Origin of the sequence: Pseudomonas sp. UBA5706 (assembly GCF_002419965.1) — a bacterium.
Taxonomy (GTDB): domain Bacteria; phylum Pseudomonadota; class Gammaproteobacteria; order Pseudomonadales; family Pseudomonadaceae; genus Aquipseudomonas.
The window spans coordinates 66,535-84,110 of record NZ_DIHC01000016.1 but is presented as its reverse complement, the minus strand read 5'-3'; the positions used below and the strand labels follow the sequence as shown (position 1 = coordinate 84,110).

The following is a 17,576-nucleotide window of genomic DNA, read 5'->3' as shown; positions in this document are numbered from 1 at the left end:
GCTCAAAAAAACATTCCTACTGATTGGCTGCGCTGACCGGCTGCTGCAGCTGCGCTTTCCACAACTCCAGATTGCGCGTGATGGCCTCACTGGAGCGATCCGAAGCCGCCAATTCTGTCATTTTTTTTGCCAGCTGTCCGCGCAACCACGCATCGTCGCACGCCGAGTTGAATGATAGAGCGAGGTACAAGCCGGGCCGGTCCAGCGCCAATGGCTGAGCAAGCACATCCTTCGACATGCCCAGGGTCTGGATCATGGCCAAACCCGCGTAACGACCGGCCAATACGAACTCAACCTGCCCCAGCATCAGCTTTTGGAAGGCTTGGGTCAGGTTCGCCTGATTTTCCACCGTCAGGTGTGCCTTGATAGCGGCGTCGAAGCCCGAGGTGATTCGGGTTTTCTCGGAAATGGCGCCCCCGTGGCCGCGCAAGTCTTCCAGGGAGTTGAAGGGCTGGACTTGCCCGACTCGCGTCCAGACCATGATTTCATTTTGGGTGATCGGCGGGTGGATGAAATCCAGCGACTGCAGTTCAGCGCTGTTCAACGGCATATCGGCAAGCAGATCCATGCGCCCGCTGCGCACTTCTTCAAGGGCCTGGCTGCGTTTTCCTGCATACAGCAGTTCGACCTTGACCCCGATTTGTGTCGCCGCCTCTTTGAGTAGATCGGCATTGGCGCCCATCAAGTGCCTGGGGTCCTGCGGATCGCGCCACAGATAAGGCGGCGCATCCGGGCTGCCGGTCACGACCAGCCGCTCGCAGCTGCCGGCCGCGACGGCGCTCATCGATTGCAACAGCAGTGAACCGGCAACCAGCGAGGCCAGCGTATGACTGGGCGACCACATGGCGACATCCTTTTTTCGAGCCAATAAAAAACCCGCTCATTCAGTGCTGTTGGAAACGCCAGGCATCGAAATCATTCGATGGTCGACGCATTCAAACAGCCCTGAAACCAGCGGGCTCTCTTTATAAGTCAGGTGGCTGGATTAGACCAGCTTCTCCAACTCTGGAATGGCTTCGAACAGATCGGCAACCAGACCGTAATCAGCGACCTGGAAGATCGGCGCTTCTTCATCCTTGTTAATCGCAACGATCACCTTGGAGTCCTTCATGCCCGCCAGGTGCTGGATCGCGCCAGAGATACCAACGGCGATGTACAACTGCGGGGCCACGATCTTGCCGGTCTGGCCGACCTGCATGTCGTTGGGTACGAAACCTGCGTCGACGGCTGCGCGGGAGGCGCCTACCGCAGCGCCCAGCTTGTCGGCCAGCGCATACAGGTGCTTGAAGTTATCGCCATTCTGCATGCCGCGCCCGCCGGAAACGACGATCTTGGCAGCGGTCAGTTCGGGGCGGTCGGACTTGGCCAGCTCTTCGCTGACAAAAGACGACTTGCCTGCATCGTGAGCAGCGCCTACAGCTTCGACGGCAGCAGAGCCACCTTCGGCGGTAACCGCGTCGAAACCTGTTGCGCGAACGGTGATGACCTTGATGACTGCCGACGATTGCACGGTCGCGATGGCGTTACCGGCATAAATCGGACGCTTGAAGGTGTCAGCACTTTCGACCGAGACGATCTCGGAAATCTGATCGACATCCAACTGCGCGGCCACGCGAGGCAGGATGTTCTTGCCATTGGAAGTAGCAGCGGCGAGCACGTGGCTGTAACCGGAGGCAAGCTCGGCAACCAGCGGTGCGACGTTTTCCGGCAACTGGTGGGCATAGGCCGCATTGTCGGCGACGAGGACCTTGGCCACGCCAGCGATTTTCGCAGCGGCCTCAGCAATGGTGCCCACGTTTTGACCTGCGATCAGCACGTGAATGTCGCCACCGATCTTGGCGGCAGCGGCAACGGTGTTCAGTGTGGCGGGAGCGATCGCGCCGTTTTCGTGCTCAGCGAGTACCAGGGTAGTCATTTAGATCACCTTCGCTTCGTTTTTCAGTTTCTCGACCAGTTCTGCAACCGACTTGACCTTGATGCCTGCGCTGCGTGCGGCGGGCGCTTCGACTTTGAGGGTCTTGTTGGTGGAGGACGTGGAGACGCCCAGCGCATCAGCAGTCAGTACGTCGAGGGGCTTTTTCTTCGCTTTCATAATGTTCGGCAACGAGGCATAACGCGGCTCGTTCAGACGCAGGTCAGTGGTCACGATAGCCGGCAGCTTCAACGAGACAGTCTGCGCGCCCGCGTCGATTTCACGCGTGACGGTGACGCTGTCACCGCAGACTTCAACTTTGGAAGCGAACGTCCCCTGCGCATAGCCACTCAACGCAGCCAGCATTTGGCCGGTCTGGTTGTTGTCGCTGTCGATTGCCTGCTTGCCAAGGATGACCAACTGAGGTTGTTCCTTATCGACAACCGCCTTGAGCAGCTTGGCCACGGCCAGGGAGGTCAGTTCCTCAGCGGATTCAACGAGGATAGCGCGATCGGCACCCAGCGCCAGCGCAGTACGCAGTTGCTCCTGGGCGGTGGTCGGGCCGATGGAAACGACGACGATCTCGGTCGCAACGCCTTTCTCTTTCAAGCGAACGGCTTCTTCCACGGCGATTTCGCAGAAGGGGTTCATGGACATTTTTACGTTAGCGAGATCGACGCCGGAGTTGTCCGCTTTGACGCGAACCTTGACGTTGTAGTCGACCACTCGTTTGACAGCTACAAGAACCTTCATGGATTCCTCGTTACTCTCCGGTGAAAAGAAGTCGCCAGGCTCGGCCCGGCGATGGGTACACGTCAGTGTAAAGAACACCTTTGAAAACAGCGTATTCGTCGTTGCTTAACGGTGAGTTCAGCAAAAAACAGCCGCTCTGCCCACGCAACCCAAGTCATGCGCAGACCGTGCGTGTAAACTGCTTCGCGCTCACCCATCCCGAGCGAGGAGCGGGTCTGCTGCACAGCGCGCGCGTCGTTTTCAGAGGCGTTCTGTTACCAACGGTCAGCCTACGGCGAGCGCAAAACCGCCCGTATCTTGACCGGAACGCCAATGGCGGTCAATACGACAAAACCGCCAGTCGCAAGCCGTCTGCCTATGTTTTATCAGGGTTCCAGCTGATTCAAACAAACGTTTGTATTGGACCTGCAAGGTGGTGTAGATATAATGCGCACCTTTGCCATGGCACCCATAGCAGAACCCTTGCGTGTGTCGGTTTTTAGCAACTTATAAAAAAATACCGTTGAGCCTTGATCAGGAGATAGCCAGTGGAACGCGAATTTATGGAATTCGACGTCGTCATCGTCGGAGCCGGCCCCGCCGGACTGTCCGCCGCATGCCGTCTGAAACAGAAGGCCGCCGAAGCTGGCCAGGAGATCAGCGTCTGCGTGGTAGAAAAAGGCTCTGAAGTTGGCGCTCACATTCTCTCTGGCGCGGTATTCGAGCCGCGTGCGCTCACCGAGCTGTTCGCTGATTGGAAAGAACTGGGTGCTCCGCTGAACACACCGGTCAAGAGCGATGACATCTATGTGCTGACCGGCGCCGAAGCCAGCACCAAAGTGCCCCATGCGCTGGTTCCCAAAACCATGCACAACGAGGGCAACTATATTATTTCCCTGGGCAACCTGTGCCGCTGGCTGGCGCAACAGGCCGAGAACCTGGGTGTTGAAATCTATCCCGGGTTCGCGGCTCAGGAGGCACTGATCGACGAGAACGGCGTGGTTCGTGGGATTCTGACCGGCGATATGGGCGTCGATCGAGAAGGCAATCCCAAGGAAGGCATGTACACCCCAGGCATGGAACTGCGCGGCAAGTACACCCTGTTCGCTGAAGGCTGCCGTGGCCACATCGGCAAGCAGCTGATCAAGCGTTTTAATCTGGACAGTGACGCCGATGCCCAGCATTACGGTATTGGTCTCAAGGAAATCTGGGAAATCGACCCGGCCAAGCATCAGCAGGGCCTGGTGGTGCACACCGCCGGCTGGCCGCTGGACGTGATGGGCACCGAGAACACCGGTGGCTCCTTCCTTTATCACCTGGAAAATAACCAAGTGGTGGTCGGCCTGATCGTCGACCTGTCCTACGCCAACCCGTTCCTGTCACCATTCGACGAGTTCCAGCGCATCAAGCACCACCCGATCCTCAAGCAGTATCTGGAAGGCGGCAAGCGTGTCAGCTATGGTGCGCGGGCCATCTGCAAGGGCGGCCTGAATTCGTTGCCGAAGATGATCTTCCCGGGCGGCGCGCTGATCGGTTGCGATCTGGGCACGCTGAACTTTGCCAAGATCAAGGGCAGCCATACGGCCATGAAGTCCGGCATGCTTGCGGCCGAGTCGGTGGCTGACGCACTGCTCGCGGGGAACGCAGGCGGTGATGCACTTCACAGCTACGTCGACGCATTCAAGGGCAGCTGGCTGCACGAAGAGCTGTTCGCCAGTCGCAACTTCGGCGCGGCCATTCACAAGTTCGGCCCGATCCTCGGTGGCGCCTTCAACTTCATCGATCAGAACCTGTTCGGCGGCAAGATCCCGTTCACGCTGCACGACAACAAGCCCGACTACGCATGCATGAAGCTGGCAGCCGACTCCAAGCGTATCGACTACCCAAGACCGGACGGCAAGCTGAGCTTCGACAAATTGAGTTCGGTATTCATTTCCGGCACCAACCACGAAGAAGAGCAGCCGTGCCACCTGAAGTTAAAGGACCCAGGCATCCCGATCAACGTCAACCTGCCCAAATATGACGAGCCTGCGCAGCGTTATTGCCCGGCGGGCGTGTACGAGGTGGTGTCTCAGGAAGACGGTGCCAAGCGCTTCCAGATCAATGCGCAGAACTGCGTGCACTGCAAGACCTGCGACATCAAGGACCCGTCGCAGAACATTACCTGGGTAACGCCTGAGGGTGCAGGCGGGCCGACTTACCCGAACATGTAAACGTAGCGCCGAGTTTTAAACTGCATGCTGCAAGAGAAAGGCGCCGATCAGGCGCCTTTTTGCTGGCAGATGCTGACCCGACATAACGACCCATGTTCATCACTGTGGGAGCGAATCCATTCGCGATGCCATCGTCGACTCGACACACCTTTATCGCAGGTACCCGCCCTTCGCGAATGAATCCGCTCCCATAGGGCAAGTGTTTTCATTGTCGGGATCCTTATCAAGCCGAAATCTTCAGCCGCTCGCCCTCTTCCCCCGGATTGCGTTCGAAGTAGCGTTTGTATTCGCGGCTGAACTGCGAAGTGCTCTGATAGCCCACTCTGTGCGCCACCTGCGCTACGCCCATGCCTTCGCCAATCAGCATCTGCTGAGCTTTGAGCAGGCGCAGGCGCTTGAGGTATTGCACGGGCGAAAGCAGGGTGCTGCGCTTGAAATGCTCGTGGAACGTCGATGCACTCATGTTGGCGCAACGGGCCAGCTCATCGACGCTCAACGCCTCACTGTAGTGATCGCGCAGATGCTGCAAAGCCGCGCCGATACGCGCGAAATGCCCCTGTTGCTCGACCAGCGCGCGCAGCACACCGGCCTGCGGTCCGCGCAATGCCGCGTACAACACTTCCCTCACCCGCGCCTGGCCCATCACCTGGGCATCCAGCGGATCGTGCAGACAGTGCAGCAGGCGCTCGACACTCTCGCGCATCGGTGCATCCAGCTCGGCCGAGGTCATGGATTCCGGCGTCTGTGCGCGCACCGTGACATCCGGCGCCTGCCCCATGGCCTGCACCAGCTCACTGAGCACCGTGCGGTCGATCATCACCGCCACGCCGTACATGGGCTCCTCTTGCGTGGCGAAGGTTTCGCACATAAAGGGCACCGAGAGCGCTTGCACTAAATAGTGGCCAGCGCCGTATTCCAGCGTCCGCGTGCCCAATCGCGCCAGTTTGCTGCCTTGGGCGATGATCACCAGGCTTGGCTCGTAGATCTGCGGGCTGCTGGCGACGTAATAGGTCCAGGACATCGCCTGCACACCCTGCACGAGGGTGTCGACGAAGCCGGGGCGCGAGGCGAGCGGCTCAATCAGGGCCACCAGCGTGGCGTTGGCGTCGCAGTGAAGGGTCAGAGACATGGGCAACAACCGGACAGAGGATTAGACACTGCCATCATCGCAGATCTGCGGCACAAAGCAGCGCCGGAAGGGTCATTTCCGGAGGATTAGGCATGACACGCGTAGGAATGGTCATGGTCGCGCGGACGCCCGCTGCGCACAATACATCGCCTTAACCGTCATCGTTTTTTGCGAGGTTTCACATGTACACAGCTATCGGTTACGCCGCTCAGTCGGCCACTGCACCCCTCGCCCCCATGACGTTCAACCGCCGCAGCCCGCGTCCCGACGACGTGGCCATCGACATCCTCTACTGCGGGGTCTGCCATTCGGATATTCACCAGGCTCGTAACGAATGGGGTATCGCTGTTTATCCGTTAATGCCGGGCCACGAAATCGTCGGCAAGGTCACCGAAGTCGGCGCCAATGTCACCAAGCACAAGGTCGGCGACCTGGTCGGCGTGGGTTGCATGGTCGATTCTTGCCGTCATTGCGAAGCTTGTGCCGCGGACCTTGAGCAATACTGCCTGGAAGGTCCGACCCTGACGTACGCCACCCCGGACCGCATCGACGGCACCAATACCATGGGCGGCTACTCCAGCAGCATCGTAGTCAGCGAACACTTTGTGGTGCGCATTCCCGGGAAACTCGACCTGGCCGCCGCCGCACCGATTCTCTGCGCGGGCATCACCACCTACTCGCCGCTCAAACACTACGGCGTCAAAGCCGGTGACAAGGTCGGCGTGCTGGGCATGGGCGGTCTGGGCCATATGGGCATCAAGTTCGCCAAGGCGATGGGCGCGCAAGTGACGCTGTTCACCCGCTCGGCAAGCAAGGCTGAAGAAGCGCGTCGTCAGGGCGCTGACCACGTGATCGTGTCCACCGATGCTGAGCAGATGAAAGCCGCGGCCAATCGCTTCGACTTCTTGCTGGACACCATTCCGGTGCAGCATGACCTGAACCCGTACCTGGAAACCCTGCGTTTTGACGGCGTGCATATCCTGGTGGGTTTGATCGAACCGGTGGACCCGGCGCTGCACGCGGCCAATCTGGTGATGAAGCGTCGCGTCCTGGCCGGTTCATTGATCGGCGGCATTGCGCAAACCCAGGAAGTGCTGGACTTCTGCGCCGAGCATGACATCAGCTGCGACATCGAGATGCTCGACATCAAAAACATCAACGAAGCCTACAGCCGCATGATCGCAGGGGACGTGAAATACCGTTTCGTGATCGACATGGCAACGCTCAAGGCCTGAAGGCGATTCGCCCCGTACCGACGGGGCGACTGCTGTTCGCTGGCAACGTGAGCTCCGGGTGAACATGCCGGCAGATCACTCCCGCAGCGGTCCGGCCCGCCAGCGGTGGCGCACTATCGCTACCGCGGGCAAATCCGTTCCGCTGCTGGCCCTCGATCAAGTCAGCCGCCCAGCTCCGCTGACAATCGCGCTGCGGTCCGCTTGATAACCGGCACCAAACGGGCCATCTTTTCCAACGGCATGTACGGCAGGGTGCTGGCGATGCTGATCCCGGCGACGATGTGTTTGCTGGCGTCACGAATCGGCGCAGCCACGCAACGGATCGACGGTTCGTTGTCTTCCAGATCGAACGCATACCCACCTTTGACGTACTCGTGCATGCGCTCGCGCACTTGCTCCCAGGTCTGTTCTTGATGGGCGGGCCAGAGAGGATTGCTGGTCACCTCCGGAACGCTGATGTCATACAGCCTTCGCCACTCGCTTTCCGGGCTTTGCAACAGCAGCGCCTTGCCGATGCCGGTACGCGCCAAGGGCATGCGATGTCCCACCCGCGAGCGCATTTCCGGACCGTTGCGGCCAGGGTTCTTGTGCAGGTAGAGCACGTCGTCGCCATCGCGCACCGCCAGATGCACGGTGTCGCCGGTCAGCGCTGAAAGTTCGTCCAGAAACGGTCGGGCCAGCATCGCCAGCGGCACCTCTTCGCGCGCCTGGAAACCGAGTTCGATCAATTTGGGGCCTAACAGATAACCCACTTGCGGCAGCACCCGCAGGTAGCGCTCTTCGACCAGACAACTGGCAAGCCGGTGGGTGGTGCTGCGGGTCGTGCCGATCAGGCGGGCGATTTCCTTGAGATCGCGGGCACCGCTAGCGACCGCTTGCACCACCCCCAAGCCGCGAAGCAGGGTTTGAGTGCCAGTGGGTGCGGTGTCTTTGCCAGGCACGCCTGCGGGATCTTTCAGGTCGGGAGAATCTTGCATATCACGCCTTATCGAATCAGAAAGCTGGCGGCATTATCGTCGCCAGCTGTTTTCAGTGCCATGGATTACAGCTCGATCCGTTCGACTTTACCCACCAAGAGGATGTAGGACAGCGCCCCAAGCAGGGCCAGCACTGCGATATAGGTGATCGCCGGGGCGAAGGACTCGCCGGAGGCCAGGAAGCCGATCACGATGGGCGTGGCGATGGCCGCCAGGTTACCGATCAGGTTGAAGGTTCCGCCGGTCAGGCCCAGCAGTCGGGCCGGCGCCAGGGTCGACACCAGCGACCAGGTGATCGACGCCAGGCCGTTGCCGAAGAATGCCAGCGCCAGGAAGGCGATCACCAGTGGCGTTGACTCCACGTAGTTGGCGCCAATGATCGAGGTCGAAATCAACAGCCCGGCGATAATCGGCAGCTTTCGCGCGAAGCCCACGGTGTGGCCGCGACGGATGAGCCAGTCGGAGAAAAACCCCGAGCACAGGACACCGACGAACGCCGCCAGAAACGGCAACGAGGCAAGCAGGCCGGACTTGATGAAATCCATGCCGCGGTACTTAACCAGGTACGTCGGGAACCAGGTAAGGAAAAACCACAGCGTCGAGTTCAGGCAGAACTGGCCTAGATAAATCCCCCACAGCTTGCGTTTGCTCAGCACGATACCCAGGTCCTGCCAACTGAAGCCGCCCTTCTCTTTCGCCGTATCGCGCTGGATGTCAACCAGGCCTCCGCCCTCTTTGATCAGATCGATTTCGCCCTGATTCACACCTTTGAAATCACGTGGCTCGCGGTAAACCATGTACCAGATCGCCGCCCAAATGACGCCCACGCCACCCGTCGCAACGAACACCATGTGCCAGCCGAAAGAGGTCTGAAGCCAAGCCAGCACGGGCGTGAGGAACGCCAGGCCGACGAACTGCCCAGAAGTGTAGAAACCAACGGCGCTAGCGCGTTCCTTTTCCGGGAACCAGGCGGTGACCACTCGGCTGTTGATTGGATAAGCCGGTGCTTCCAGGGCGCCGACGACCATGCGCAGGACGAACAGGCCGATAAAGCTGCCGACGAAACCGAGAAAAATGGTTGCTACTGACCACAAGGCCAGCGCCACGGTATAGAGGATGCGTGGCGGCACACGGTCGACCAGCCAGCCGCCGGGTAATTGCATGGCGGCGTAGGTCCAGCCGAACGCGGAGAACACCAAGCCGACATGGATCGGATCGATGCCCAGCTCGCTGGTCAGTGCAGGTGCAGCGATGGAAAGATTACTGCGGTCCAGATAGTTGATGACCACGGTGATGAACAGCAGCACCATGATGAAAAAGCGTTTGCGGGTCGGCGTGGCAGTGATCGCTCGCGCCTCCGGCAAGGTCTGTGTGCGCATGGGAGTGCCTCTTTTTATGGTTGTCTGAGGTCTGGAAGTGTGGGTGTTGCTAGACGCGTGGCGTTCTGACGATGGATCGTTCCCACGCTCTGCGTGCAGATGCCCCCGGACGCTACGCGTGCAGTACGGACGACGCAGAGCGTCTGAGGATGCGTTCCCACGCCGAGCGTGGGAACGATCAACGATCAACGATCAACGATCAACGCAGAGCGTGGGAGCGATTAATCGGCGTCACCCTCAGAGGCCAAATCACCACTCGGCAAAACTGCCATCGGCGTGACGCCAGATCGGGTTGCGCCAGCGATGACCGATGGCCGCGCGTTCCTTGACGTATTCCTCGTTGATCTCGATGCCCAGGCCCGGTCCATTGGGAATCTTCACCATGCCTTTGTCGTAGTCGAAGACTTCGGGGTTCTTGATGTAGTCGAGCAGGTCGTTGCTCTCGTTATAGTGAATCCCCAGGCTTTGCTCCTGGATGAACGCGTTGTAGCAGGCTGCGTCCAGTTGCAGGCAGGCTGCCAGCGCAATGGGCCCTAGCGGGCAATGCAGGGCCAGGGCGACGTCATAGGCTTCGGCCATGTTGGCAATCTTGCGCGTCTCGGTGATACCGCCGGCATGGGACGCGTCCGGCTGGATAATGTCGACATAGCCTTCGCTCAATACGCGCTTGAAATCCCAGCGCGAGAACAGCCGCTCGCCCAGCGCGATCGGCGTGCTGGTCAGCGGCGCCAGCTCCTTGAGCGCTTCATAGTTCTCGCTGAGCACCGGCTCTTCGATGAACATCAGCTTGTACGGGTCCAGTTCCTTCATCAGCACCTTGGCCATGGGTTTGTGTACCCGACCATGGAAGTCGACGCCGATACCAACGTTGGGGCCGACCGCATCACGCACCGCTGCAACGTTGGCCAGGGCCAGATCGACTTTTTCAAAGGTGTCGAGGAACTGCAGCTCCTCGGTGCCGTTCATCTTGACCGCGGTAAAACCACGCGAGACCGCCTCCTGCGCAGCACGTGCAGTGTCGGCCGGACGGTCGCCGCCGATCCACGAGTACACACGAATCCTGTCACGCACCTGCCCGCCCAGCAGGTCGCTGACCGACACGCCCAGCGCCTTGCCCTTGATGTCCCACAGTGCCTGATCGATGCCGGCCAGTGCGCTCATGTGGACAGCGCCTCCACGGTAAAAACCGCCGCGATAGAGCACGGTCCAGATGTCTTCGATGTTGCGCGGGTCTTTTCCGATCAAATAGTCGGACAGCTCCTCGACAGCAGCGGCGACCGTGTGCGCACGGCCCTCGACCACAGGCTCGCCCCAACCGGTGACTCCCTGGTCGGTTTCGACCTTGAGGAAGCACCAGCGTGGCGGAACGATGAAGGTCGTGAGTTTGGTGATTTTCATCTCGTATCTCTCTTATTCGAAGACGCTTGTTCGAAGTGCTGGTTCAGTAACCGTTGTCAGCAACGGCAGGTCATGGAGTCTGTATAAATCCGCCGCCGTTTATTGGCCGGCAGGACGATACTGGTTCCAGGCGGCGACGTAGGCTTTAGCGCGCCCGGCCACGTCGTCGGCGCTCATGCCGGGTTTGAACAGGCCCGAGCCCAAGCCGAAACCACGCACGCCGGCATCGAGAAAAACCTTCATGTTGTCCGGGGTGATGCCGCCCACGGGCAGCAACACGGTGTCGGTAGGCAACACCGCCAGCCAAGCCTTCACCACCGCTGGGCCCATCTGCTCGGCGGGGAACATCTTCAGCACGTCGGCGCCGTTGGCCAATGCGGCAAACGCTTCAGTGGGCGTCGCTACACCGGGCGAGAGCAGCAAGCCTTCAGCCTTGGCAGCGCGCAGCACATCAGGGTCGCTGTGGGGCATGACGATGACCTGGCCACCGGCGTCTTTGACGTGGCGCACGTGCTCGGGCGTCAGCACGGTGCCAGCGCCGATCAGGCAATCAGCAGGCAGGCTCTGGCGCAGCAAACGGATGCTGTCGTACGGTTGCGGGGAGTTGAGCGGCACTTCAATAACCCGAAATCCAGCGGTGTACAGCACATCGCCGATAGCGGGGGCTTCTTCAGGGCGCAGGCCGCGCAGAATTGCGACCAGGCCGTTTTGCGCAAGGGCTTGTTTGAGCATTTCAGTTCTCGACAGGAAGGGGCCGTGCACCGGCCGTAGAGGAAGACGAAACCAGACCGGCCTGCACCGCGACCTGCCAAAGGCCACGCTCCGTGGCCTGCTCGGCAATGGTGACCTGCGCGAAGCCATTGGCTTGCAGCGCACGCTGATAGCGTTCGAGCAAAGGGCCGCTGCCGATCAGCACCACATCGGGCAGCGTAGCCGCGGCTTGATTCAGCAACTGGCTCAGGGCCGCGATCTCATGGCCGATCAGCAGCCCGGACAGGTAGTCGGACTGCGCCGCGCCCGACAACACGCCCGTCAGGCCAAGCGTTCGGGTGCTAAAGATCGTCGACAGTGGCCCGGCAGCGCCCTGGGGCGATCGTGCGACGGCAACCCCGCGATCGAATGCGATCGCATCGAACGGCTCACTGCATTGCAGGGTGCGACCAAGAATGGTGTGGTTCGACAGCGCGGCGTATACCTCGCCGGTCATGAAGGTATCGAAATGCACGATGCGTCCGTCCTGCACCCTCACCCACTTCGAATGGCTACCGGGCAGACCAATCAACAAGGAGTCGCCAGCCTCGCTGGAGGGCAACGAAGCGAGGACGCCGAGAACCTGAGTCTCTTCGCCGCGCATGACGTTGGGTAATTCGGAACGCTGCAGCACACCGGGCACGATGTGGATATCGACCTCGCGCACGCTGCGCACGGTGACCAGCGCTTCGCTAAGGGCGCTCACACTGGCAGGGGTTTGCTGATACACCGCCTCGCGCCACCCCTGCGCGCTGCCGACCATGCCACAGGCAATCACCGGCAGTTGCGGCTCGGCGTCCAGCCAGTCGCCGCAGGCCTCATCGAACGCCAATTCGAAACCGTCGCTGCATAACCGCCCGGCAATCGACCGGGAGGTCGTTGGCAACTGCATGATGCCCGCACTCAGCGAGCGTTGCTCCAATACCCGGCCTTGTTCGCCGAGCCGATACGCGCGAAGGGAGGTCGTTCCCCAGTCGAGCGCGATCAATTGCGCCTGCATGGCTTCACCTGATTGTTATTAAGGAGTGAATGCGAGGCGAACTATAAACCTGAAGCGACGATTATCTCAATATGTAATTTGCATGTTCATATATTGGGATGTTTTGAGCGTTTACGATGAATGTGCTTCTGAGGCGGCATTTGCCTGTGGCACCGCCTCGAACGTCTGGGGCATACTCGCGACAGATCGTCTCCGGGCATTTGTCATGCGCCCGGGCCTGGTGTTTTCCGCCACCGCGCGGTTCCTGAACGACCTTCCTCATACCTCCTATCCTGCATCGGCCACCTGTGTCGAAGGTGGTAACGACTGCGCTTTTCGTCCTGCCCGCGTTGGGTTCGGATAAGTGCGTTTCGCCCACACCGACATTGCGCATCTCCCTTCAACACTCATCTGCAAAAGGACCCGTAAGATGAAGCGATTCCTCGTGCTCGACAGTTTCCGTGGCCTCTGCGCGCTGGCCATGATCGTTCATCACTCGCACATCGAGCGCAGCATCACCGAGCTGACGTTCTTCCGTAATGCCAGCCAGTTCGCCGGGTTGTTCTTCGCCTTGAGCGGCTTTCTGATCTACCGGCACTACAGCGATCATGTGCACACGCCGCGACAGTTGCGCGAATTCATGGTTAACCGTGCCTGCCGTGTAATGCCTATGCATCTGGCTGTGCTGCTGTTCTTCATTGGCTTCGAATGCCTGAAGCTTGTGCTGGAACGCAACGGCGTGTCGCTGAGCTACCCAGCATTCAGTGGCGACCGTGCGCCGCAAGAGATTCTGCCCAACCTGCTGCTGATCCAGGCTTGGTGGCCGGGGTTCAACGCGCTGTCGTTCAACTACCCATCCTGGCTGATCAGCGTGCAGTTCTATATCTGGGGGCTGTTCGCACTGATACTGTTCGCCGCTCCCCGCCTTGCGCGCAAGCTGTTCTCACTGCTGTGCGTGCTCGCGTTTGTAGCGCTTTACCAGGATTTCACGCTGCTCCCGCGCAATGCACTGTGGGGGATTTCCTGCTTCTTCGCAGGCGCAATGACGTATCGGGTTTACGCACGTATGCGGGGTTCGGTGTCGGGGCCCGTCATCGCCACGCTGTTGGAGGTGGCCGTGCTGGGCGGCATTTACTGGCTGATGACCGAGGGCGAACAGCCGTTGACCGTTGAGCTGGGGCTGCTGTTCTGCGTTGCGATCCTGGTGTTCTCGCAGGAAGCGGGGCTGGTTTCGCAGTTACTGCGTTTGCGAGCGTTCCCGATATTGGGGCGGTTATGGCTGTCGATTTACCTGACGCACGCGGCAGTGATCTATGTCCTGGGGACCGCGTTGACAGTGGCTGCGAAATTCAGCGGTTACGCGTTCCTGGTAGACAAGCCTGACGAAACGCGCACAACGCTGGTGCGCTATCTGAGCACGGGCAGCGCATTGAACGACAACCTGTTGATGCTGCTCGTCGTTGTGGCTGTGCTGGTGGTGTCGATGCTGACCCACCGTTATATCGAAACGCCGGCAATGCAATTTGGTGAGCACTGGAGACGCGGCACCTTGCTGCGTCGCCGCAAGGATGACCCTCCGCCAGAGCGGGTTTGAAGGTGTGCGGTCAGCGTTGTACATCCGCAGAGCCATGCCCTTGGTGACTTGGAGTACTTGTCCAAATCCCTCGACGAAGTCGAAACGCTTCTATCGTCAGGCAGGAAGAACAGTGCCAGCCAAAATAATGGATGCATAAAACCGCTGCGGCCGCCCAATGTTCTATAAAAAAACCGCCCTGAAGGCGGTTTTTCTATTTCTGGCGACAGCGCCCAATCAGCGCTCCAGCAAAATCCGCAACATGCGACGCAGCGGTTCGGCAGCGCCCCACAGAAGCTGGTCGCCGACGGTGAACGCTCCCAGGTACTGCGAACCCATGTTCAACTTACGCAGGCGTCCTACCGGAACATTCAACGTGCCGGTCACCGATGTCGGGCTCAGCTCCTGAATACTCGCCTCGCGCGTGTTCGGCACCAGCTTCACCCACGGATTGTGCTGACTGATCATGCCTTCGATATCGGCGATCGGCACATCCTTGTTCAGCTTGATGGTCAGCGCCTGGCTGTGGCAACGCATCGCGCCAATGCGCACGCAGATACCGTCCACGGGAATCGGGCGATTGAACCGTCCCAGAATCTTGTTGGTCTCTGCCTGCCCTTTCCACTCTTCGCGACTCTGGCCGTTCGGCAATTCCTTATCGATCCATGGAATCAGGCTGCCAGCCAGCGGTACACCGAAATTCTCGATCGGGAAGCTCTCGCCGCGCATGGCCTCGGCCACCTTGCGATCGATGTCCAGAATAGCGCTGGCCGGGTTGGCCAGATCGTCGGCGACCGACGCATTGATAGCGCCCATCTGCTTGATCAGCTCACGCATGTTCTGCGCGCCGGCTCCGGAGGCCGCCTGATAGGTCATGACGTTCATCCACTCCACCAGACCGGCTTCGAACAGCCCGCCCAGGCCCATCAGCATCAGGCTGACGGTGCAGTTGCCGCCGATGAAGTTTTTGGTGCCGGCGTCCAGTTGCTGGTCAATGACCTTGCGGTTGACCGGATCGAGCACGATCACCGCATCGTCCTGCATGCGCAGTGATGAGGCCGCGTCGATCCAATAACCCTGCCAACCCGCTTCACGCAGCTTGGGGAACACCTCGTTGGTGTAGTCGCCGCCCTGGCAGGTCAATACCACGTCCAGGGTCTTGAGCTCGTCGATGCTGTAGGCATCCTTCAACGGCGCAATGTCCTTGCCCACCGATGGACCTTGTCCGCCGACGTTGGAGGTGGTGAAAAAAACCGGCTCAATGAGATCGAAATCCTGCTCTTGCAGCATGCGCTGCATGAGCACGGAACCAACCATACCGCGCCAACCGACCAGACCTACACGTTTCATCGCAACTACACCTTAATTAAAAGTGGGGCCCCTTGCCACACAGAGGTAACGACTCGATCTTGCGGCAGTGGGCCCGAGATATTACAGATTGCGCAGCGCGGCGACTACGGCGTCACCCATTTCTTGCGTGCCGACTCGAGCATTGCCTTCGGACCAGATATCACCCGTACGCAAGCCTTGATCCAGTACCAGGCTCACGGCCTTCTCGATAGCATCCGCCGCCGTGTGTTGATTAAAGCTATAGCGCAGCATCATCGACACCGACAAAATGGTTGCCAGCGGGTTGGCGATGCCTTTACCGGCTATGTCCGGAGCCGACCCATGACAAGGCTCGTACATGCCCTTGTTGTTCGAGTCCAGCGACGCCGATGGCAGCATGCCGATGGAGCCGGTGAGCATCGACGCTTCGTCGGAAAGTATGTCGCCGAACATGTTATCGGTGACCACTACGTCGAACTGCTTAGGTGCGCGGACCAGTTGCATGGCGGCGTTGTCCACGTACATGTGGCTCAGTTCGACTTCCGGGTAATCCTTGGCCACCTGCTCGACCACTTCGCGCCACAACTGGCTGGACGCCAGCACGTTGGCCTTGTCCACCGAGCACAGCTTCTTGCCACGTACCTGAGCCATCTCGAAACCGACGCGGGCAATGCGTTGGATCTCGCTCTCGCTGTACGGCAGCGTATCGTAAGACTGGCGCTCGCCGTTTTCCAGCTCGCGGGTGCCGCGCGGTGCGCCAAAGTAAATACCGCCGGTCAGCTCGCGAACGATCAGGATATCCAGGCCCGCGACGATCTCGGGTTTGAGGCTGGACGCATCGGCCAGTTGCGGGTAGAGGATCGCAGGCCGCAAGTTGGCGAACAGGCCCAGTTGCGAACGGATTTTCAGCAGACCGCGCTCAGGACGGATGTCACGCTCGATGGCATCCCATTTCTGGCCGCCCACTGCCCCCAGCAGCACCGCGTCGGCGGCGCGTGCGCGGTCCAGGGTTTCGTCGGCCAGCGGTACGCCATGCCGGTCGATGGCCGCACCACCGATGACATCGTGGCTCAATTGGAAACCCAACTGATACTTCTCGTTGGCCAGTTCCAGCACCTTGACCGCTTCGGTCATGATTTCCGGACCAATGCCATCACCCGGGAGAATCAGAATCTGCTTGCTCATAAGGGCCCTCGTTTCAAAATAAAGATCGGCCCAGATAACAGGGCCGACTCGGGAGCGGCGAGTCTGGTGCTGCAAGCTGCAAGAAAGCAGTCGCGCCGGCCATCACTTGCCGCTTATAGCTTAAAGCTCGAAGCTGCTCTTCAACGGAACAACCACGGCTGCGCAGCGCGGTGCTTACTCTCGAACGTTGCGATCGCCTCGCCATCGACCAGCGTCAGGCCGATGTCGTCCAGGCCGTTGAGCAGGCAGTGTTTACGGAAAGCGTCGATCTCGAAGGAATAGACCTTGCCATTCTCGGCGGTCACAGTCTGTGCCTGGAGATCCACTTTGAGTTGATAACCGGGCTTGTCTTCCACTGCCTTGAACAGCTCATCGACTTCGCTTTCGCTCAGGATGATCGGCAGCAAACCGTTCTTGAAGCTGTTATTGAAGAAGATGTCGGCGTAGCTCGGCGCAATGATGCTGCGAAAACCGTATTCTTCCAGCGCCCAAGGCGCATGCTCACGACTCGAACCGCAGCCGAAATTTTCCCGGGCCAGCAGCACGCTGGCGCCTTGATAGCGTGCATGGTTCAGAACGAAATCAGGGTTCAGGGGACGTTTTGAGTTGTCCTGATACGGCTGGCCCACGTCCAGGTAACGCCACTCGTCGAACAGGTTCGGACCGAAACCGGTGCGGCGGATCGACTTCAGAAACTGCTTGGGGATGATCTGATCGGTGTCGACGTTGGCGCGATCCAGCGGGGCCACCAGGCCTGAGTGTTGGGTAAAAGGCTTCATGTCAGG

15 protein-coding genes are annotated in these 17,576 nt (G+C 59.8%); 3 read left to right on the top strand and 12 right to left on the bottom strand.

Annotated elements, in window-relative coordinates; all coding sequences use genetic code 11:
* Positions 1-16: 16 nt before the first annotated feature.
* The 3 genes from B3I26_RS08440 to B3I26_RS08430 form a co-directional block, all read right to left on the bottom strand.
* Complete coding sequence (locus B3I26_RS08440; protein ID WP_296256942.1) at positions 17-844, bottom strand: substrate-binding periplasmic protein; 828 nt, start codon at positions 842-844, stop codon at positions 17-19.
* Positions 845-985: 141 nt separating this feature from the next.
* Entirely contained in the window at positions 986-1,915 is a 930-nt protein-coding gene (locus B3I26_RS08435) for an electron transfer flavoprotein subunit alpha/FixB family protein (RefSeq protein WP_296256939.1), read from the bottom strand.
* A complete protein-coding gene (locus tag B3I26_RS08430) occupies positions 1,916-2,665 on the bottom strand; it encodes an electron transfer flavoprotein subunit beta/FixA family protein (RefSeq protein WP_296256937.1) in 750 nt (249 codons plus the stop codon).
* A gap of 527 nt (positions 2,666-3,192) precedes the next feature.
* On the opposite strand from B3I26_RS08430, the gene B3I26_RS08425 reads away from it, so the two are divergent.
* Positions 3,193-4,857: an electron transfer flavoprotein-ubiquinone oxidoreductase gene (locus B3I26_RS08425; protein WP_296256935.1), complete on the top strand. Its 1,665-nt coding sequence runs from the start codon at positions 3,193-3,195 to the stop codon at positions 4,855-4,857.
* Between the two features lie 223 nt (positions 4,858-5,080).
* Here the strand turns inward: B3I26_RS08425 and B3I26_RS08420 are convergent, their stop codons facing one another.
* Positions 5,081-5,986 (bottom strand): AraC family transcriptional regulator, encoded by a 906-nt coding sequence (locus B3I26_RS08420; protein ID WP_296256933.1) that lies wholly within the window; start codon positions 5,984-5,986, stop codon positions 5,081-5,083.
* Between the two features lie 182 nt (positions 5,987-6,168).
* Between B3I26_RS08420 and B3I26_RS08415 the strand changes: the two genes are divergently transcribed.
* A complete protein-coding gene (locus B3I26_RS08415; protein ID WP_296256931.1) occupies positions 6,169-7,221 on the top strand; it encodes an NAD(P)-dependent alcohol dehydrogenase in 1,053 nt (350 codons plus the stop codon).
* A gap of 161 nt (positions 7,222-7,382) precedes the next feature.
* Here B3I26_RS08415 and B3I26_RS08410 read toward each other — a convergent pair whose 3' ends face one another.
* The 5 genes from B3I26_RS08410 to B3I26_RS08390 form a co-directional block, all read right to left on the bottom strand.
* Positions 7,383-8,198 (bottom strand): IclR family transcriptional regulator, encoded by an 816-nt coding sequence (locus B3I26_RS08410; RefSeq protein WP_296256930.1) that lies wholly within the window; start codon positions 8,196-8,198, stop codon positions 7,383-7,385.
* A 65-nt stretch (positions 8,199-8,263) separates the two neighbouring features.
* Positions 8,264-9,577 (bottom strand): MFS transporter, encoded by a 1,314-nt coding sequence (locus B3I26_RS08405; RefSeq protein WP_296256928.1) that lies wholly within the window; start codon positions 9,575-9,577, stop codon positions 8,264-8,266.
* Between the two features lie 249 nt (positions 9,578-9,826).
* Positions 9,827-10,975 (bottom strand): galactonate dehydratase, encoded by a 1,149-nt coding sequence (dgoD, locus tag B3I26_RS08400; protein ID WP_296256926.1) that lies wholly within the window; start codon positions 10,973-10,975, stop codon positions 9,827-9,829.
* Positions 10,976-11,074: 99 nt separating this feature from the next.
* The gene (locus B3I26_RS08395) at positions 11,075-11,707 is read right to left on the bottom strand and encodes a 2-dehydro-3-deoxy-6-phosphogalactonate aldolase (protein ID WP_296256924.1); all 633 of its coding nucleotides are present in this window, start codon (positions 11,705-11,707) and stop codon (positions 11,075-11,077) included.
* A 1-nt stretch (position 11,708) separates the two neighbouring features.
* Positions 11,709-12,725, bottom strand: a complete 1,017-nt coding sequence (locus B3I26_RS08390) for a 2-dehydro-3-deoxygalactonokinase (RefSeq protein WP_296256921.1) — start codon at positions 12,723-12,725, stop codon at positions 11,709-11,711.
* A 409-nt stretch (positions 12,726-13,134) separates the two neighbouring features.
* Between B3I26_RS08390 and B3I26_RS08385 the strand changes: the two genes are divergently transcribed.
* Positions 13,135-14,298: an acyltransferase family protein gene (locus B3I26_RS08385; protein WP_296256919.1), complete on the top strand. Its 1,164-nt coding sequence runs from the start codon at positions 13,135-13,137 to the stop codon at positions 14,296-14,298.
* A gap of 216 nt (positions 14,299-14,514) precedes the next feature.
* Here the strand turns inward: B3I26_RS08385 and asd are convergent, their stop codons facing one another.
* The 3 genes from asd to leuD all read right to left on the bottom strand — a co-directional run bounded on the left by asd (position 14,515) and on the right by leuD (position 17,570).
* The gene (gene asd, locus B3I26_RS08380) at positions 14,515-15,627 is read right to left on the bottom strand and encodes an aspartate-semialdehyde dehydrogenase (protein WP_296256918.1); all 1,113 of its coding nucleotides are present in this window, start codon (positions 15,625-15,627) and stop codon (positions 14,515-14,517) included.
* Positions 15,628-15,708: 81 nt separating this feature from the next.
* Positions 15,709-16,791: a 3-isopropylmalate dehydrogenase gene (gene leuB, locus B3I26_RS08375; protein ID WP_296256917.1), complete on the bottom strand. Its 1,083-nt coding sequence runs from the start codon at positions 16,789-16,791 to the stop codon at positions 15,709-15,711.
* A gap of 140 nt (positions 16,792-16,931) precedes the next feature.
* Positions 16,932-17,570: a 3-isopropylmalate dehydratase small subunit gene (gene leuD / locus B3I26_RS08370; RefSeq protein ID WP_296256916.1), complete on the bottom strand. Its 639-nt coding sequence runs from the start codon at positions 17,568-17,570 to the stop codon at positions 16,932-16,934.
* Between the last annotated feature and the right edge of the window lie 6 nt (positions 17,571-17,576).